The organism is Citrobacter sp. EC_71 (assembly GCF_019584005.1).
GTDB classification, from domain to species: domain Bacteria; phylum Pseudomonadota; class Gammaproteobacteria; order Enterobacterales; family Enterobacteriaceae; genus Citrobacter; species Citrobacter werkmanii.
This window is the reverse complement of sequence record NZ_VDAY01000007.1, coordinates 160,260-174,518: the sequence shown is the minus strand read 5'-3', so window position 1 is coordinate 174,518 and position 14,259 is coordinate 160,260. Positions and strand designations below refer to the sequence as shown.

The 14,259-nt window shown below is 49.0% G+C and carries 15 protein-coding genes and 1 tRNA gene; 6 read left to right on the top strand and 10 right to left on the bottom strand.

The window, feature by feature from the left end; translation table 11 throughout:
* Window positions 1–99 precede the first annotated feature (99 nt).
* Complete coding sequence (gene mdoC / locus FHD02_RS09940) at window positions 100–1,260, top strand: glucans biosynthesis protein MdoC (RefSeq protein ID WP_137361008.1); 1,161 nt, start codon at window positions 100–102, stop codon at window positions 1,258–1,260.
* 20 nt (window positions 1,261–1,280) lie between these two features.
* On the opposite strand, the gene FHD02_RS09935 is transcribed toward mdoC, so the two are convergent.
* From FHD02_RS09935 to csgB, 5 genes are all read right to left on the bottom strand, one after another.
* Complete coding sequence (locus FHD02_RS09935; RefSeq protein ID WP_220393841.1) at window positions 1,281–2,768, bottom strand: phospholipase D family protein; 1,488 nt, start codon at window positions 2,766–2,768, stop codon at window positions 1,281–1,283.
* The gene (ymdB, locus tag FHD02_RS09930) at window positions 2,704–3,243 is read right to left on the bottom strand and encodes an O-acetyl-ADP-ribose deacetylase (protein ID WP_137361007.1); all 540 of its coding nucleotides are present in this window, start codon (window positions 3,241–3,243) and stop codon (window positions 2,704–2,706) included. Before ymdB ends, FHD02_RS09935 begins: the two co-directional genes overlap by 65 nt.
* 569 nt (window positions 3,244–3,812) lie before the next feature.
* Window positions 3,813–4,145, bottom strand: a complete 333-nt coding sequence (gene csgC / locus FHD02_RS09925) for a curli assembly chaperone CsgC (RefSeq protein ID WP_042309242.1) — start codon at window positions 4,143–4,145, stop codon at window positions 3,813–3,815.
* A gap of 60 nt (window positions 4,146–4,205) precedes the next feature.
* Window positions 4,206–4,655 carry a curli major subunit CsgA gene (csgA, locus tag FHD02_RS09920; RefSeq protein WP_042309244.1) on the bottom strand — a complete coding sequence of 150 codons (450 nt, stop codon included), beginning with the start codon at window positions 4,653–4,655 and terminating at the stop codon, window positions 4,206–4,208.
* 40 nt (window positions 4,656–4,695) lie between these two features.
* Window positions 4,696–5,151: a curli minor subunit CsgB gene (gene csgB, locus FHD02_RS09915; RefSeq protein ID WP_079224689.1), complete on the bottom strand. Its 456-nt coding sequence runs from the start codon at window positions 5,149–5,151 to the stop codon at window positions 4,696–4,698.
* A 762-nt stretch (window positions 5,152–5,913) separates the two neighbouring features.
* Here csgB and csgD point away from each other — a divergent pair.
* The 4 genes from csgD to csgG are packed head-to-tail and all read left to right on the top strand — an operon-like array spanning window position 5,914 to window position 8,259.
* Window positions 5,914–6,564: a biofilm master transcriptional regulator CsgD gene (csgD, locus tag FHD02_RS09910; protein ID WP_042309248.1), complete on the top strand. Its 651-nt coding sequence runs from the start codon at window positions 5,914–5,916 to the stop codon at window positions 6,562–6,564.
* A gap of 4 nt (window positions 6,565–6,568) precedes the next feature.
* Window positions 6,569–6,961 (top strand): curli production assembly/transport protein CsgE, encoded by a 393-nt coding sequence (gene csgE / locus FHD02_RS09905; RefSeq protein WP_042309250.1) that lies wholly within the window; start codon window positions 6,569–6,571, stop codon window positions 6,959–6,961.
* 25 nt (window positions 6,962–6,986) lie between these two features.
* Complete coding sequence (csgF, locus tag FHD02_RS09900) at window positions 6,987–7,400, top strand: curli production assembly/transport protein CsgF (RefSeq protein WP_042309252.1); 414 nt, start codon at window positions 6,987–6,989, stop codon at window positions 7,398–7,400.
* 25 nt (window positions 7,401–7,425) lie between these two features.
* The gene (gene csgG / locus FHD02_RS09895) at window positions 7,426–8,259 is read left to right on the top strand and encodes a curli production assembly/transport protein CsgG (protein ID WP_003036082.1); all 834 of its coding nucleotides are present in this window, start codon (window positions 7,426–7,428) and stop codon (window positions 8,257–8,259) included.
* Between the two features lie 44 nt (window positions 8,260–8,303).
* On the opposite strand, the gene FHD02_RS09890 is transcribed toward csgG, so the two are convergent.
* The 4 genes from FHD02_RS09890 to ghrA all read right to left on the bottom strand — a co-directional run bounded on the left by FHD02_RS09890 (window position 8,304) and on the right by ghrA (window position 11,228).
* On the bottom strand, window positions 8,304–8,786 hold the full coding sequence (locus tag FHD02_RS09890) for a DUF1097 domain-containing protein (RefSeq protein WP_042309254.1): 483 nt from the start codon (window positions 8,784–8,786) through the stop codon (window positions 8,304–8,306).
* A gap of 101 nt (window positions 8,787–8,887) precedes the next feature.
* Window positions 8,888–9,442 carry a molecular chaperone gene (locus FHD02_RS09885; RefSeq protein ID WP_137361006.1) on the bottom strand — a complete coding sequence of 185 codons (555 nt, stop codon included), beginning with the start codon at window positions 9,440–9,442 and terminating at the stop codon, window positions 8,888–8,890.
* 23 nt (window positions 9,443–9,465) lie between these two features.
* Window positions 9,466–10,203 carry a phosphatase gene (locus tag FHD02_RS09880; RefSeq protein WP_042309259.1) on the bottom strand — a complete coding sequence of 246 codons (738 nt, stop codon included), beginning with the start codon at window positions 10,201–10,203 and terminating at the stop codon, window positions 9,466–9,468.
* 86 nt (window positions 10,204–10,289) lie between these two features.
* Window positions 10,290–11,228 (bottom strand): glyoxylate/hydroxypyruvate reductase GhrA, encoded by a 939-nt coding sequence (gene ghrA / locus FHD02_RS09875; RefSeq protein WP_137361005.1) that lies wholly within the window; start codon window positions 11,226–11,228, stop codon window positions 10,290–10,292.
* Between the two features lie 235 nt (window positions 11,229–11,463).
* Here ghrA and FHD02_RS09870 point away from each other — a divergent pair.
* Window positions 11,464–11,551 (top strand) — tRNA-Ser (locus tag FHD02_RS09870).
* 184 nt (window positions 11,552–11,735) lie between these two features.
* Here FHD02_RS09870 and torA read toward each other — a convergent pair.
* Window positions 11,736–14,255, bottom strand: a complete 2,520-nt coding sequence (torA, locus tag FHD02_RS09865) for a trimethylamine-N-oxide reductase TorA (protein ID WP_375336882.1) — start codon at window positions 14,253–14,255, stop codon at window positions 11,736–11,738.
* Between the last annotated feature and the right edge of the window lie 4 nt (window positions 14,256–14,259).

Sequence of the window (14,259 nt, the reverse complement as noted above, 5' to 3'; positions counted from 1 at the left end):
CTGGAGACAGGTTGTTGGACTTCGTGTAGGGTTGGCCTCGAATGTAACCATTATTCGTCTTAGGGATAAGACGAAAAGTCTGAGAATACGTAACTGTCTATGAGCTCTGTATCACCACCACGTGAATATTTTCTTGACTCCATCCGTGCCTGGCTAATGTTGTTAGGGATCCCCTTCCATATTTCTCTGATCTATTCCACCCATACCTGGCACGTGAACAGCGCAGAGCCGTCGTGGTGGTTGACCCTTTTTAACGATTTTATCCATGCGTTTCGCATGCAGGTCTTCTTTGTTATTTCGGGTTACTTTTCGTACATGTTATTTTTGCGCTATCCGCTAAAGCGGTGGTGGAAAGTACGTGTAGAACGCGTGGGAATCCCCATGCTGACGGCGATTCCATTGCTGACGCTGCCGCAATTTATCATGCTGCAATACGTGAAGGGCAAAGCAGACAGCTGGCATACTCTCAGCGGGTACGAAAAGTACAACACGCTGGCCTGGGAGCTTATTTCTCATCTGTGGTTTTTACTGGTTCTGGTGGTTTTAACGACCGTAAGCATGTGGGTATTTACCCAGATGAAAAATAAGACAATGCGTAGAGAAGGTGCTAACCCCTCTTCTGTGTCGATGAGCAAATTAACGCTGATTTTTATTTTATTGGGTGTCGGTTATGCCGCCGTCAGGAGGGCGATTTTCATCCTCTACCCTTCAATTCTCAGCGATGGCATGTTTAATTTTATTGTTATGCAGACGCTGTTCTATGTGCCTTTCTTTATGCTCGGCGCACTGGCGTTTATCAATCCTAATCTGAAAGCGCTGTTCACCACGCCATCGCGCGGCTGTACGATAGGCGCCGCATTGGCGTTTGTCGCCTACCTGCTCAATCAACGTTATGGCAGTGGCGACGCGTGGATGTATGAAACCGAATATGTCATCACCATGGTCATGGGACTGTGGATGGTGAACGTCGTCTTTTCACTTGGCCACCGTTTGCTGAATTTCCAGTCGGCCCGCGTAACCTATTTTGTCAACGCGTCGCTGTTTATCTATTTAGTGCACCACCCTTTGACGCTGTTTTTTGGCGCGTATATCACACCGCATATCTCATCGAATCTGCTGGGCTTTTTCTGCGGCCTGCTGTTTGTGGTGGGGATTGCGGTGATACTGTACGAAATCCATTTACGCATACCGGTGCTGAAGTTTCTCTTCTCGGGTAAACCGCTCGTTAAGCAAGATAAAAATAAAGCTGTGGCTGGCTAATTTTTCTCTCATTGTGTGGTTCAGAGCAGCCACTCAATGGGTAACACGGATGCAAGCTTCACCAGAACCCGCTTCCAGAATCCTGTGGCGGGTTCTTTTTTTAGTACCTGTTCGCTGCCGGAAGCGCGATCCACCCAATTAATTCTGCCCCAGCGGTCGAGGCGTAGTTGCCAGGCCATGTCACGCTGGCTCTGCATAAAACGTTTATGGATCACTTCAGCCAGCACTTCACTCTCAATCACAAACCCCATTTCCGTATTAAGCAGCGTTGAACGGGGATCAAAATTAAGCGAGCCGATAAATACTTTTCGGCCGTCAATACTGAAGGTTTTTGCATGCAGGCTGGACCCTGAATTACCGGTTAATCCGCGGTCGTGGACCACTGAAACGTGTTCGCGGGTAGGTTTAAGTTCGTATAATTCTACGCCGTAGCGCAGCAGTTTCTTTCGCCATCGCGCATAGCCCGCATGAACAATAGCCACATCATTCGCCGCCAGCGAATTGGTTAAAATAGCAATCTTGACGCCTTTCCTTACCATTCTCAAAAGCTGTGCTACCCCGGCGCGAGTTGGCACAAAGTAGGCGGAAATAATATCAATTCGCTCGCCAGGCGACCCCATCACATCAAACAAACGCTGTGGTAATAACGAATGGCGCGGCGCTTTCCCTTCACCTTTGGCAGGATCATCACTCAGCAAACGCGTTTTCGCCCAAATCAGCGGCAGCGACTGTTGATCAAGACTGGTCATAAACTGGCTGGTCTCCAGCTTGTGCAGATAGCGGCGAGTAATATCATCGTTATACCAGGATTCAGGCAGTTCGATACGCTGCAAGGAATCTGACTCCGACATCTCAAGTACGTTTTGTAACGTTGAAACAGAACGGCAGTGCCAGTAACGCTCAAAATCATCCGCAACATCTTTGACAACTGGCCCAATAGCCATGACGTCCAGATCGGAAAACAGCGGTTGCTCACCCGCCCCAAAATAGGCATCACCAATATTACGCCCGCCCACGATGGTCACCACACCGTCAGCGGTATAACTTTTATTGTGCATACGCCGATTAAGCCGGGCAAAATCGCTCAAATAGCCGAGGGCGCGCAGGATACGAAAGGAAAAGGGATTAAACAGACGAACTTGTATATTAGGATGGCTGTCCAGTAGCCGCAGCGTGTCATCAAGACCCGGCGTGTTGTTGTCATCCAACAGCAAGCGGACCTTCACTCCACGTTTCGCCGCCGCCAACAGGACAGAAAACAACAATAGCCCGGACATATCGTTCTCCCAGATGTAGTACTGCACATCCAGTGTACGTTCCGCCATTTCTGTTAGCCGATAACGAGCAGCAAAGGCATCCAGGCTGTCATCCAACGTAAGAATGCCACAGTCTCCAGAGTGGTTAGCGCAAAGTGGCGTGATAGCCCGCTCAAGTCGTGTCATATCAGTCGTTATTGTCACCTTGCTGGGCAAGTAGTCTCTTGTAGAGTTGAGCGTTTTCTTCGTCAAAACAAACAAAGTATATTTGATCAGGAAGCGTACGACGGGTAATAAATTTCAACACCGTGTTTACCGCTATTTCTGCCGCTGCTGCGCGGGGATATCCGTAGGCTCCGGTACTGATTGCCGGAAATGCAATGGATTGATACCCATTGGCCAGGGCCAGTTGCAGCGTATTCAGATAGGCCTCTTCGAGACGTTCAGCCTCATGATGCTCTCCACCTTGCCAGACGGGTCCTACGGTATGAATAACCGCTTTTGCAGGAAGTGCCCCCGCCAGCGTGATAACGGCATGCCCGGTCGGGCATTGTCCCTGTTGCTGAATAACCTGTTTACAGGCCTCCAACAATGCAGGTCCGGCAGCGCGGTGGATCGCGCCATCAACACCACCGCCTCCCAGTAGCGTTGAATTCGCCGCGTTGACAATCACATCAACTGCGATCGTCGTAATATCGCCGTGTAACACATGCACGCGAGATTGCATAAATTCCCCCTGACAAAACACGATTCGTTAAGTGTACAGCAGGGTTTTCCTTGAAATCTCACTTTTTAACCACAAGTTTGCATGTCTAAGCCAGAATGGTTCATTTATATTCAATGTTCAGAATCGCCATGTTTTTCTGTTCATTGAGGTAATGCATTTTCACAGTGGCAATTTGCTGCACATTCTGAGGGGCTGTCGTGACCTGTTGATGATTGTAGAGGGTATTACGGGTAGAGCCATTACGTATACAAGACAATTCGATCTGTTGTTGTCGAGTGCTAACGTCGCAGGGCGCTTCAACTATTGCACCGCGAAAATGAATAACCCCGCCAGACGAGATTTGCTGTGCCACTGCGGGGAGAGTAAAAAAAGATAACGTACAAAAACTGGCGCTAAAAATACGTTTAAAAAATGTACACATAAGGGTTCCTCAATGATTAGTCATCCTTGAGGGATCTGAATGATCCTTCACCGCTGCGAGCTACGATCAAATAAAACGTTGTACGTTTCTATATTCATAGAACAGCACCGCATTCCCAGCCACACCCTTAATGCAAATACGGCAAAAATTATGGCTGACTGGTTGAGTCAGGCCATTGTTGTGACAGATGCAGAGACTGCCCATCCGAAACGGTAACGATAATTTTGACCGAATCCCCAGGTGAAATATTAAAGCTCAGTTTGGTTAGTTCAATCGGCCGATTAGCGGGGACCGAAAGGCTTGTTTTCTGCTGCGATTGGCTTTGTCCCCCCTCCCCCTTACGAACGGCAAGAACTTGTACCTCACATACGCAAGGTTGAGTTAACGTCACCTGTGGAATAATGGTGTACATATCGCCTTGCTGGGTCGTATTGAATGTTATTTGATTTGCCAGCGCGGCAATGAGTAATAACGTATGCATCATATTCTCCCGAAAAAAAACAGGGCTCACGCCCTGTTTATTATCAGTCAGAAAACTGAATTAGTGTTGGTTAGCTGTGGCGTTGTTGCCAAAGCCAACTTGACGAATCAGCACATTGGAATCAGAAGCGGTCTGATTAACCAACGCACCGTTACGGCCACCGAACTGGGTCACGCTAATATCAGCATTTTTTGCATTCCACTGATCGATAGTGGCGCTGTTCTGGAAGCCGGTCTGTTTCAGGTTAATGGTACTGTCATCAGCACCTTGACCTACAACAGCCCCGTTTCCACGCCCGTGTTGTGTGATGGTGACATCTGATTTACGCGCATCACTTTGCAGAGCATTCGCTACGTTGCCTGTCCCATATTGGTAGATGCTCATTGAAGAATCAGGGCCATAGTTATTACCGCCGCCATGATGATTGCCGCCCCATTGCGGAACAACACCAGCCAGAGCACTGCCAGAAACTACGATTGCTGCGAATGCTGCCACTTTTAAAAGTTTCATGGTAAACCCCCATCGGATTGATTTAAAAGTCGTTAATGGATTAGCGTTGAGTTACGCGAATTGCCATATGCGACTGTCTCTGCACCACAACTGCTGTTTTTTGTGTACCATACTGGGTAATATTTGCTTTATTACCAGAGCCTTTCTGGATAATTACCGCTGTATTACCATAAGAACCTTGTTTAATACTCGCGTCATTGGAACTACCCACCTGATCAATATATGCAAAGTTATATGATCCCGTCTGGTCCGTTTTCGCCCGGTTACCAGAACCTTCTTGCGAAATGACCGACAGTAGCTTCGAGCCGCCCTGACGAATATTTGCACTGTTCGCAGTGCCGACCTGACCAATAATGGCTGCCTGATTAAATGAAGACTTACTTAATTCATTTACCGCAAAGTTATATTCTGAATTAGCTAAATCATAACTTGCTGCGGATGCAATCCCAGGCACACCCAGTATTGTAAACATCATAAATAACAACTTGTTTTTCATGTTGTCACCCTGGACCTGGTCGTACATGAAGTTAAATTAGTTACCACTCAAATTGTTGTTAACATGACTTACATTTGTTAACGCCACGTTACGATGAAGAGTATGTCCGCTGAAACATTTTAAATAACTCACCCGCCAGTGGTATTTTTATATTTGGATTCACCCCAAAGTATTAATTAACAACAAACAATACCGTTACCACCTTGAACTTAATTTCTTTTAAAGCCTTAAGAGTGAATTTCTATGCAGTGGCAGAAAAAGCGCATCCCCCTCCATTTCCGGGCTTCGTAGCATAGTGCTGCGATAGACATCGATACAAGTCGTGACAAGCGTCATTTTTTTCAATCTAAAATTGTCCAACTTAAATTCAGGCGAGACAACCTGAATTCATCAGGAATTCAAAGCCGAAAAATTTTAATTTTTTTTATTTTAAATCAATGGGATATTATAATTTGTATGATTTTTTAAATCTATGCAATAAACCTAAAATGTACAACTTTACTATCAAATCTAAACTCAATTAAAACCCCAAAATCACATTTTAATATATAAATTTACATTATGTAACATGTTTAACACTTGCTTTAAGATTTGTAATGGCTAGATTGAAAACAGTTGAAGTCCATTTATTTTGATATTTTCACCCCGTTGGGTCGATATTTTATTTCTACACAGCAGTGCAACATCTGTCAGTACTTCTGGTGCCTCTATTTTAGTAGAGACAGCTGTCAGGTGTGCGACTAAAAAAAGTGGAGTTTCATCATGTTTAATGAAGTCCATAGTATTCATGGTCATACATTATTGTTGATCACTAAACCTTCGCTGCAGGCAACTGCGTTATTACAGCACTTAAAGCAATCACTGGCGCTAACCGGAAAATTGCATAATATTCAACGATCTCTGGATGATATTTCCTCCAGCTGCATTGTTTTAATGGATATGATGGAGGCAGATAAAAAACTGATCCATTACTGGCAAGATAATTTGAGCAGAAAAAACAACAATATAAAGACTTTATTGTTGAATACCCCAGATGATTATCCCTATCGGGATATTGAAAACTGGCCGCATATCAATGGTGTATTTTACGCAACCGAAGATGAACAACGTGTAGTCAGCGGCTTGCAAGGTGTGTTGCGCGGCGAATGCTACTTTTCGCAAAAGCTCGCCAGCTACCTGATCACACATTCCGGTAACTATCGTTACAACAGCACGGAGTCGGCATTACTGACTCACCGTGAAAAAGAGATCCTTAATAAATTACGTATCGGTGCCTCAAATATTGAAATCGCGCGCTCACTATTTATCAGTGAAAATACGGTGAAAACACATCTTTATAACCTTTTCAAAAAGATAGCTGTCAAAAATCGTACGCAGGCGGTTTCGTGGGCCAATGATAACCTCAGGCGATAAAGCCATGAAACGCTATTTGACCTGGATTGTGGCAGCAAATTTAGTCCTTGCTGCCGGGAATCTACACGCGGCTGTAGAAGTGGAGGTTCCCGGACTATTGACTGACCACACGGTCTCTTCCATTGGCCATGATTTTTATAGGGCCTTTAGTGACAAGTGGGAAAGCGAGTACACAGGAAACTTAACCATTAATGAAAGGCCCAGTGCACGTTGGGGAAGTTGGATTACTATAACGGTCAATCAGGACGTTATCTTCCAGACCTTTTTATTCCCGACGAAAAGAGACTTCGACAAAATAGTGGTCTTCGCATTGGCAGAAACTGAGGAAGCATTAAATCGCCGGCAAATAGATCAAACACTATTAAGCACAAGCGATTTAGCGCGTGATGAATTCTAAAACATGATTTTGTCCGGAGGCTTTCATGCGTGTCAAACATGCAGTGGTTTTGCTCATGCTAATTTCACCATTAAGTTGGGCCGGAAACATGACGTTCCAGTTCCGCAACCCAAACTTTGGTGGCAATCCAAACAACGGTTCTTTTTTATTAAATAGCGCCCAGGCGCAGAACTCGTATAAAGATCCGAGCGGTGATGATTTCGGGGTTGAAGTCCCATCAGCACTGGATAATTTTACTCAAGCTATTCAGTCGCAAATACTCGGTGGTTTACTCACTAATATCAATACCGGTAAACCGGGGAGGATGGTAACCAATGATTTTATCATTGATATCGCCAACCGGGATGGGCAACTGCAATTGAATGTCACGGACAGGAAAACAGGGAAAACGTCGACTATTGAAGTTTCGGGTTTGCAAAATCAATCAACCGATTTCTAAATTATAGCCACGAAAGGAAAAAATCATGCAGCGCTTACTTATCATGGTGGCAGTAATTTTACTCAGCGGATGCTTAACCGCCCCGCCTCAAGAGGCCGCTAAGCCGACGTTAATGCCCCGAGCCCAAAGCTATAAAGATTTGACGCATCTGCCTATGCCTACAGGTAAGATATTTGTGTCGGTATACAACATTCAGGATGAGACTGGCCAGTTTAAACCTTACCCGGCAAGTAACTTCTCTACCGCCGTTCCGCAAAGCGCCACGGCTATGCTCGTCACCGCATTGAAAGATTCTCGTTGGTTCGTCCCGCTGGAACGTCAGGGGTTACAGAACTTGCTTAACGAACGAAAAATCATTCGCGCGGCTCAGGAAAACGGTACAGTTGCCATTAATAACCGGATCCCACTCCAGTCCCTGACCGCTGCAAACGTCATGGTGGAAGGGTCAATTATCGGTTATGAAAGCAACGTTAAATCAGGGGGGGTCGGCGCGCGCTATTTCGGTATTGGCGCCGATACGCAATACCAGCTTGACCAGATAGCGGTAAACCTGCGCGTGGTTAACGTCAGCACCGGTGAGATCCTCTCATCGGTGAATACCAGCAAAACCATTCTGTCTTATGAAGTGCAGGCTGGGGTGTTCCGCTTCATTGACTACCAGCGTCTGTTGGAGGGTGAAATTGGTTATACCTCCAACGAACCGGTTATGCTTTGCCTGATGTCAGCAATTGAAACCGGCGTTATCTTCCTGATTAATGACGGGATAGATCGCGGATTGTGGGATTTGCAGGATAAGAAACAAGTTGATAATGACATCCTGGTTAAATACCGCCATATGTCGGTACCGCCAGAATCCTGATAGATCGTTACGGCATAAAAAGCGTGAGAGGATCCTCACGCTTTTTATTTATTGGTCAACGTCGGCGATATCCGACTTTCACGGCGTGACGCCAGCCACAATCCGCTATTTTTCATCGCATAGCCGAATACCAGGCCCAACGCCAAAGATGGCACGACCAGTCGCCAGTCTCCCTGCCCTGCAAACGTTGCACAAGCACCAATAAATGTGCCCGGCACAAATGAAAGCAACCATTGCTTTGCCTGTATACACATCATAAACGCGACAATTCCCGTCATGACATAGCCAACAATATCCATATGTGGGGCAAGCGCACTGCCGTTAATAATCACCAACGCCCACACAACACCGCTTAGCAGCGTACACGCCGAGATCCACAGCCCTTTCAACCCACCTTGCGGACAGGCAAAGTAGGCTGTGCAGCCCAGAAAACCAGCCCAGCTGAGTAAACCGAGAGAAACGGCCACCCATCCCCAGATCCCGGAGAGAATGCCCGTTGTGATTGCAATTGAGAGAAGTATATTCATGCCGCGCATCTTAGCAGAAAAACGGCATGGGAATGCGATCGCGCACACAATTTATGCAAGTTGATAAATTGAGTTGCAGTTTAATGTGATTAAAATCACATTTATTCGTCTGTATCTTCCTGCAATTCGTCCCACATCGCACCAATCGCATCGCGCGTCAGAGGCGCAATAGTACGCCAGAATGGGGTATTCGCATGCGCTTCAACTTTGCCTAGAAACGTGCCGCACCAGGGTAACAGGTAGTCCACAAACAAGGTTTCAAGCGCTTCGCTTTCATCTTCCGCAGACTGATCTTCAAGCCATGAAGCCGCCAGCAACAGCGTGCCTATATGATCTGCCGGCGTATCTGCCAGCGGCATTCCCCGGGCAGAAAGGAATGCACGCACATCCGATTCATTCGCCCCTTCTACCCAGGCGCTACGATAAGGCGGCACCGCACAATCGTCTCCCACAAACAACGCGTTGTAATCCGCAGCCAACTGAGGCATATCGCAACTCTTCTGCAGACGAGCCAACAGTTCGTCCTGTTCCAGCGGCCAGTTGGCGGAAAGTTTACCTTCGCTAATCAGGGTAAACAGAGGAACCAGTATAGGGTCCTGAGGTTGGCGGTAAAACAGCGAGCCCAGTACACGACACAGGATAGAAAACTCGTTCATTGATATATTCCAGTTAGTAACAATTACAGTTCAGCAAATTCCGCGATCGGCTCCATGCCTCGCGATTCCAGAAACGTCAGCAGGCGTTTTGGCGTAACGTTTAAAATTCGGTCTTCCGGGAAATTCACATCATCCAGAATTTTACGGCATTCACCGAAATCTCCTAATGTGAAAGCGGTATGTGAATCTGACCCTAACGCGACCCAGCCGCCAGCATCACGCACAGCCGCAGCAACCGCGCGGCAATTGTCCTCACTGCCCTTACGCGAATGCAAAAACGAAGAGTTGTTGATTTCCAACGCAACCTGATATTTTGCCGCGGCCTGAGCAATCGCAGTGATATCGACGGGATATTTCGGATTCCCGGGATGGCTGATAATGTGTACGTTGCCACTGGCCATGGTGGCTATCATCGCCTGCGTATTCGTGTCTTTATCGTGTGGAGCGAAAACCGGCTCATGAAAGCCTGCGATAATCAAATCCAGGGAAGTAAACATCGGACCTGAGCAGTCAATTTCGCCTTCAATATTTTTAATATTCGCTTCAATTCCGCGCAGAATCCCTACGCCGTCCACGATTCGAGGCCAAATGCGCATATTAATAAAGTGCCAGTGGTGAGGCGCATCCGCCATGTCCGGTCCATGATCGGTAATGGCAAACAGCTTGATGCCTTTGCGACGGGCTTCAGCGATGTAATCACTTAAGGTGCTGTAGGCGTGGGTGCTGGCGACGGTATGCATATGCAGGTCAACGGGATACATAACTCTCTCCTGTAGTCATTTTCCGTCAAGGATAGCAGGTATCGCCGCCATTTATTAGCGGAAACCCGGCACTTGCCGGGTTGGCATTAGTATCCCCGTACGCGATCGACCTGACCCGTAACGGCTTTGCCACTTTCCAGACTCAAAATCGTACGGGAGATATAATCCACCGCTTCCGCCGGACGGGTAACAGCAGCAATGTGCGGCGTCATCGCCACTCGCGGATGTTTCCATAGCGGGCTGGTTTCCGGCAGCGGTTCACGGCTATAGACATCCAGCATGGCGCCTTTCACCTTTCCGCTGTCCAGCGATGCCAGAAGATCGTCTTCATTGAGATGAACGCCGCGCGCCAGGTTCAGCACATAAGCGCCATCCTGTAACTGGCTGAGTAAACCTGCGTTAATGATGCCCACGGTTTCTGCCGTATTGGGTAGAAGGTTGATAAGCACGCGAGTTTGGCTCAAAAACGCGCCCAGCTCTTCGGTACCAGCAAAGCTTTCCACGCCAGGCCAGGATTTACGCGTGCGACTCCAGCAGCGCAGCGGGAACCCCCATGACTGTAAACTCTCGGCAACTTTCGCACCTAAAACCCCAGCCCCCATAATCCCGATGGTGAACTCATCGCGGGTATACTCTGGTAAAGGTTGCCATTTCGCCTGATTTTTTAATGCCTGGTAATCATCAAAGCGACGAAACCAGTGCAGCACCTGACTTACCGCATATTCCTGCATTTGCAGGCCCATACCCGTATCTTCCAGACGAAAAAGCGGGATCGAGGTATCCAACATTTCCGGGTGAGCCTTTAGTTTACTGAGAATAGAATCGACGCCCGCACCCAGCGCAAAGACGGCTTTTAATTTTCGCCCCGCGAGCATTTCAACCGGCGGATGCCAAACCAGCGCATAGTCAGCATGCGCATTATCACCCGCTTTCCACTCACGAACGTTCGCGCCAGGTATTGCTTTTGCCAGCGCATTAATCCACCAGGTTGTATCGAATGTTGGGTGATAAAAAATTATATCCATTTTGCCTCCTGAGCATTGCTATGCGGAACTTTCTCGCACTTATTATCATCATTTTCCGAGGGAACCTCAGAGTAGCAAATTTTAGGATGCTGGCAAAAAAAACAATTCCCGCTTATTTTAGCTGCAGATTGTTTGAAGTTTGTGTAAATGCACGTTTTTTTCAAAAAGTTGATTGACGCCGGGGCGGTATTTCCCTAAATTAGCGCCCGTTCCAGCAGCACTGGAACAACAATATGGTGAGGTGTCCGAGTGGCTGAAGGAGCACGCCTGGAAAGTGTGTATACGGCAACGTATCCGGGGTTCGAATCCCCGCCTCACCGCCATATTTTAAGAAGAGCTCGTACGCAAGTACGGGCTTTTTTTTGCATATTGCACGCCAGCGGGGGGGATGAGAAGCCCCGACCGGGGTTCAGCAACTGTATACAGCCAGGATTAAACGCAGCACGGTAAAGAAACGGCCCCTCTCACCACTGGCAAGAGGGGCCGTTCGTTATGACCGGCTGTCGATTATGCGCCTACAGGCACATTATGCGCGGTGTTTTGCAGCACCGGTCCGGTATATTTCTCGATCTGCAACTGTGACATCTGCCCGCAGTTCCCCTGCGCCAGGCTGGAGGAACCGACGTCAAAGGTCAGACAGTTAACGTTACCGTTCTTACACAGCGAACCAGGCTGTGACGGATCGGCCGGGTCAAACCACGCCCCTTCGCTGATTCGCACTACACCTTCACGGACGTTATCAGTGATCACCGCCCCTACCAGGATCTGCCCGCGATCGTTAAAGGCACGAACCAGATCGCCCGCACTAATACCGCGAGCGACCGCATCCTTCGGATGGATCCAGATAGCCTCACGGTCGGCTACTGCATACTTCTTACGCAGCGGCGTGTTGTCGAGCTGAGAGTGTAGACGGTTAATCGGGTGACCAGTATTCAGCGACAGTGGGTATTTCGCTGCTTCCGGCCCGCGATACCATTCGTGAGGGGGCATCCAGGTCGGGATCGCTTTACAGTCCTCGTAGCCCATTTTGGCAATGGCATCAGAATAGATTTCGATTTTGCCGGACGGCGTACCCAGCGGATTAAGCAGCGGATTCTCGCGGAAATCAGCAAAGCGTACCCACTGTTTATTCTCTTCCGGAATCGGGAAGCGAATGTAGTTGTTGGAGGCCCAGAACATATCAAACGGTGGCAGCGCCACGCGTGCGTTACGCGCCTGGGCTTTCATGTCGTCATACATGCCTTTTAACCATAACATCTCATCTTTACCTTCGGTAAAGGCGTCGTGTACGCCGAGGATCTCGGCAATACCGGCAAAGACGTCAAAGTCATTTTTCGCTTCATGCTGTGGCGGCACACACTGGCGTAACGGGAAGACGTAAAGCTGCGAGTAGTCGCCGCCCATGTCCAAATCGTTACGTTCATAGGTCGTGGTGACCGGCAGCACGATGTCGGCATGTTTGGCCGTTGCCGTCCAGTAAGGTTCGTTGACGACCACGGTCTCCGGGTGCTGCCAGGCTTTGACCAGGTTATTGGTATCCTGATGCTGGTGGAAGGTATTCCCCCCCGCCACGTAGACCATTTTAATATCCGGGTAGGTCACTTTCGTGCCGTTATAATCAATGGTCTTGCCAGGGTTCGCCAGCGCATCGGCAATACGCGCTACCGGGAACGGTGTAATGTCTTTTGCCGCCGGAGAGGTTGGGCTACCCGCCGAGATCCCGGCGAGAATGCCGCCGCGCGCGGTCGGGCTACCGCCAGAAGAGTAGTGATAGCTAAATCCGAAGCCGCCGCCAGGCAGACCAATCTGCCCCAGCATCGACGCCAGGGTCACCATCATCCAGTGCGCCTGCTCGCCGTGATGTTGCCGCTGAATGCCCCAGCCGCCCATGATCATGGTGCGGTGTTTTGCCATATCGCGCGCCAGCTGTTTGATCACCTCGGCGTCAACACCGCTGATGTCCGCCGCCCAATTGGCGTCTTTCACAATACCGTCGTCCTGACCGGTCAGATACGCTTCAAACTTATCGAAGCCGACGGTATAGGTTTTCAGGAAGTCAGCGTTATGCAGTTTTTCCACCAACAGCGTATGGGCAATCCCCGCCATCAGCGCACAGTCGGTATAGCTGTGCGGGCCAATCCACTCGGCACCCAGCATGCGGGCGCTGTCGCTGTGCACCGGATCGATACAGATCATCCGGGTGCCTTTTTTCTTCAGCGCTTCAAAACCAGTCTGGCTGACGTGATCCGGCAGGTTCCAGCTGTTTTTAAGCGTGATCATAGGGTTACAGCCAATCATCACCACCAGTTCTGTGTTTTCAATGACGTTCGGCCATGCGGTCTGCTGCTCATAAACCTCAACAGAGCCCACTACATGCGGCATTATTACCTGTGCGGCACCGGTCGAGTAGTCGCCGGAGTAGCCGACAAAACCGCCCGCCAGGTTCATCATGCGCTGCAGTAGCGTTCTTGGGTTGTGGAACATCCCCACGCTTTTCCAGCCATAAGAGCCCGCATAGATAGAGGACGGTCCGTGCTCTTTCTGCAGACGGCTGATTTCACCGGCCACCAGATGCAGCGCCTTATCCCAGCTCACGCGCACCCACTCATCGCGGCCACGCAGCTCAGGTTTACAGTCTTTCGCGCCGCCTTCCAGCCAGCTTTTACGCACCATCGGGTACTTAATGCGGTTTTCGGCATACACCTGATAGGGTGCCATAGTAATCAGTTCGTTCGGATACGGATCGTCTTTCACCGGACGAACGTCAACCATTTTGCCATCGCGGACGATCGCTTCAAACGCGCCCCAGTGGGCACCGGTCAGAATACCGCTCTCCGCCTGGCGCAGCGCGACAAACTGCGGCAGCGCCTGGCTTATCGCTTCGGCCAGCGCCGAGCGTGGCCACATTCCCGCCAGCAGCGGTGCCGCCATTAAAGCTCCGGCACCGGCCAGAAAACGGCGACGAGTCAGATTCATACCTGCTTCCTGGCTCTGCTCCGCCATGTCATGGTCACTATTCTTTTTCATCATG

Bases quoted from the DNA above. Each gene is read 5' to 3' on its own strand.
- ghrA (WP_137361005.1), bottom strand. From the start codon at position 11,228: ATGGATATAATTTTTTATCACCCAACATTCGATACAACCTGGTGGATT.
- csgE (WP_042309250.1), top strand. From the start codon at position 6,569: ATGAAACGCTATTTGACCTGGATTGTGGCAGCAAATTTAGTCCTTGCT.
- mdoC (WP_137361008.1), top strand. From the start codon at position 100: ATGAGCTCTGTATCACCACCACGTGAATATTTTCTTGACTCCATCCGT.
- FHD02_RS09880 (WP_042309259.1), bottom strand. From the start codon at position 10,203: ATGTATCCCGTTGACCTGCATATGCATACCGTCGCCAGCACCCACGCC.
- csgB (WP_079224689.1), bottom strand. From the start codon at position 5,151: ATGAAAAACAAGTTGTTATTTATGATGTTTACAATACTGGGTGTGCCT.
- csgD (WP_042309248.1), top strand. From the start codon at position 5,914: ATGTTTAATGAAGTCCATAGTATTCATGGTCATACATTATTGTTGATC.
- FHD02_RS09885 (WP_137361006.1), bottom strand. From the start codon at position 9,442: ATGAACGAGTTTTCTATCCTGTGTCGTGTACTGGGCTCGCTGTTTTAC.
- csgG (WP_003036082.1), top strand. From the start codon at position 7,426: ATGCAGCGCTTACTTATCATGGTGGCAGTAATTTTACTCAGCGGATGC.
- ymdB (WP_137361007.1), bottom strand. From the start codon at position 3,243: ATGCAATCTCGCGTGCATGTGTTACACGGCGATATTACGACGATCGCA.
- FHD02_RS09890 (WP_042309254.1), bottom strand. From the start codon at position 8,786: ATGAATATACTTCTCTCAATTGCAATCACAACGGGCATTCTCTCCGGG.
- csgC (WP_042309242.1), bottom strand. From the start codon at position 4,145: ATGCATACGTTATTACTCATTGCCGCGCTGGCAAATCAAATAACATTC.
- csgA (WP_042309244.1), bottom strand. From the start codon at position 4,655: ATGAAACTTTTAAAAGTGGCAGCATTCGCAGCAATCGTAGTTTCTGGC.
- torA (WP_375336882.1), bottom strand. From the start codon at position 14,255: ATGAAAAAGAATAGTGACCATGACATGGCGGAGCAGAGCCAGGAAGCA.
- csgF (WP_042309252.1), top strand. From the start codon at position 6,987: ATGCGTGTCAAACATGCAGTGGTTTTGCTCATGCTAATTTCACCATTA.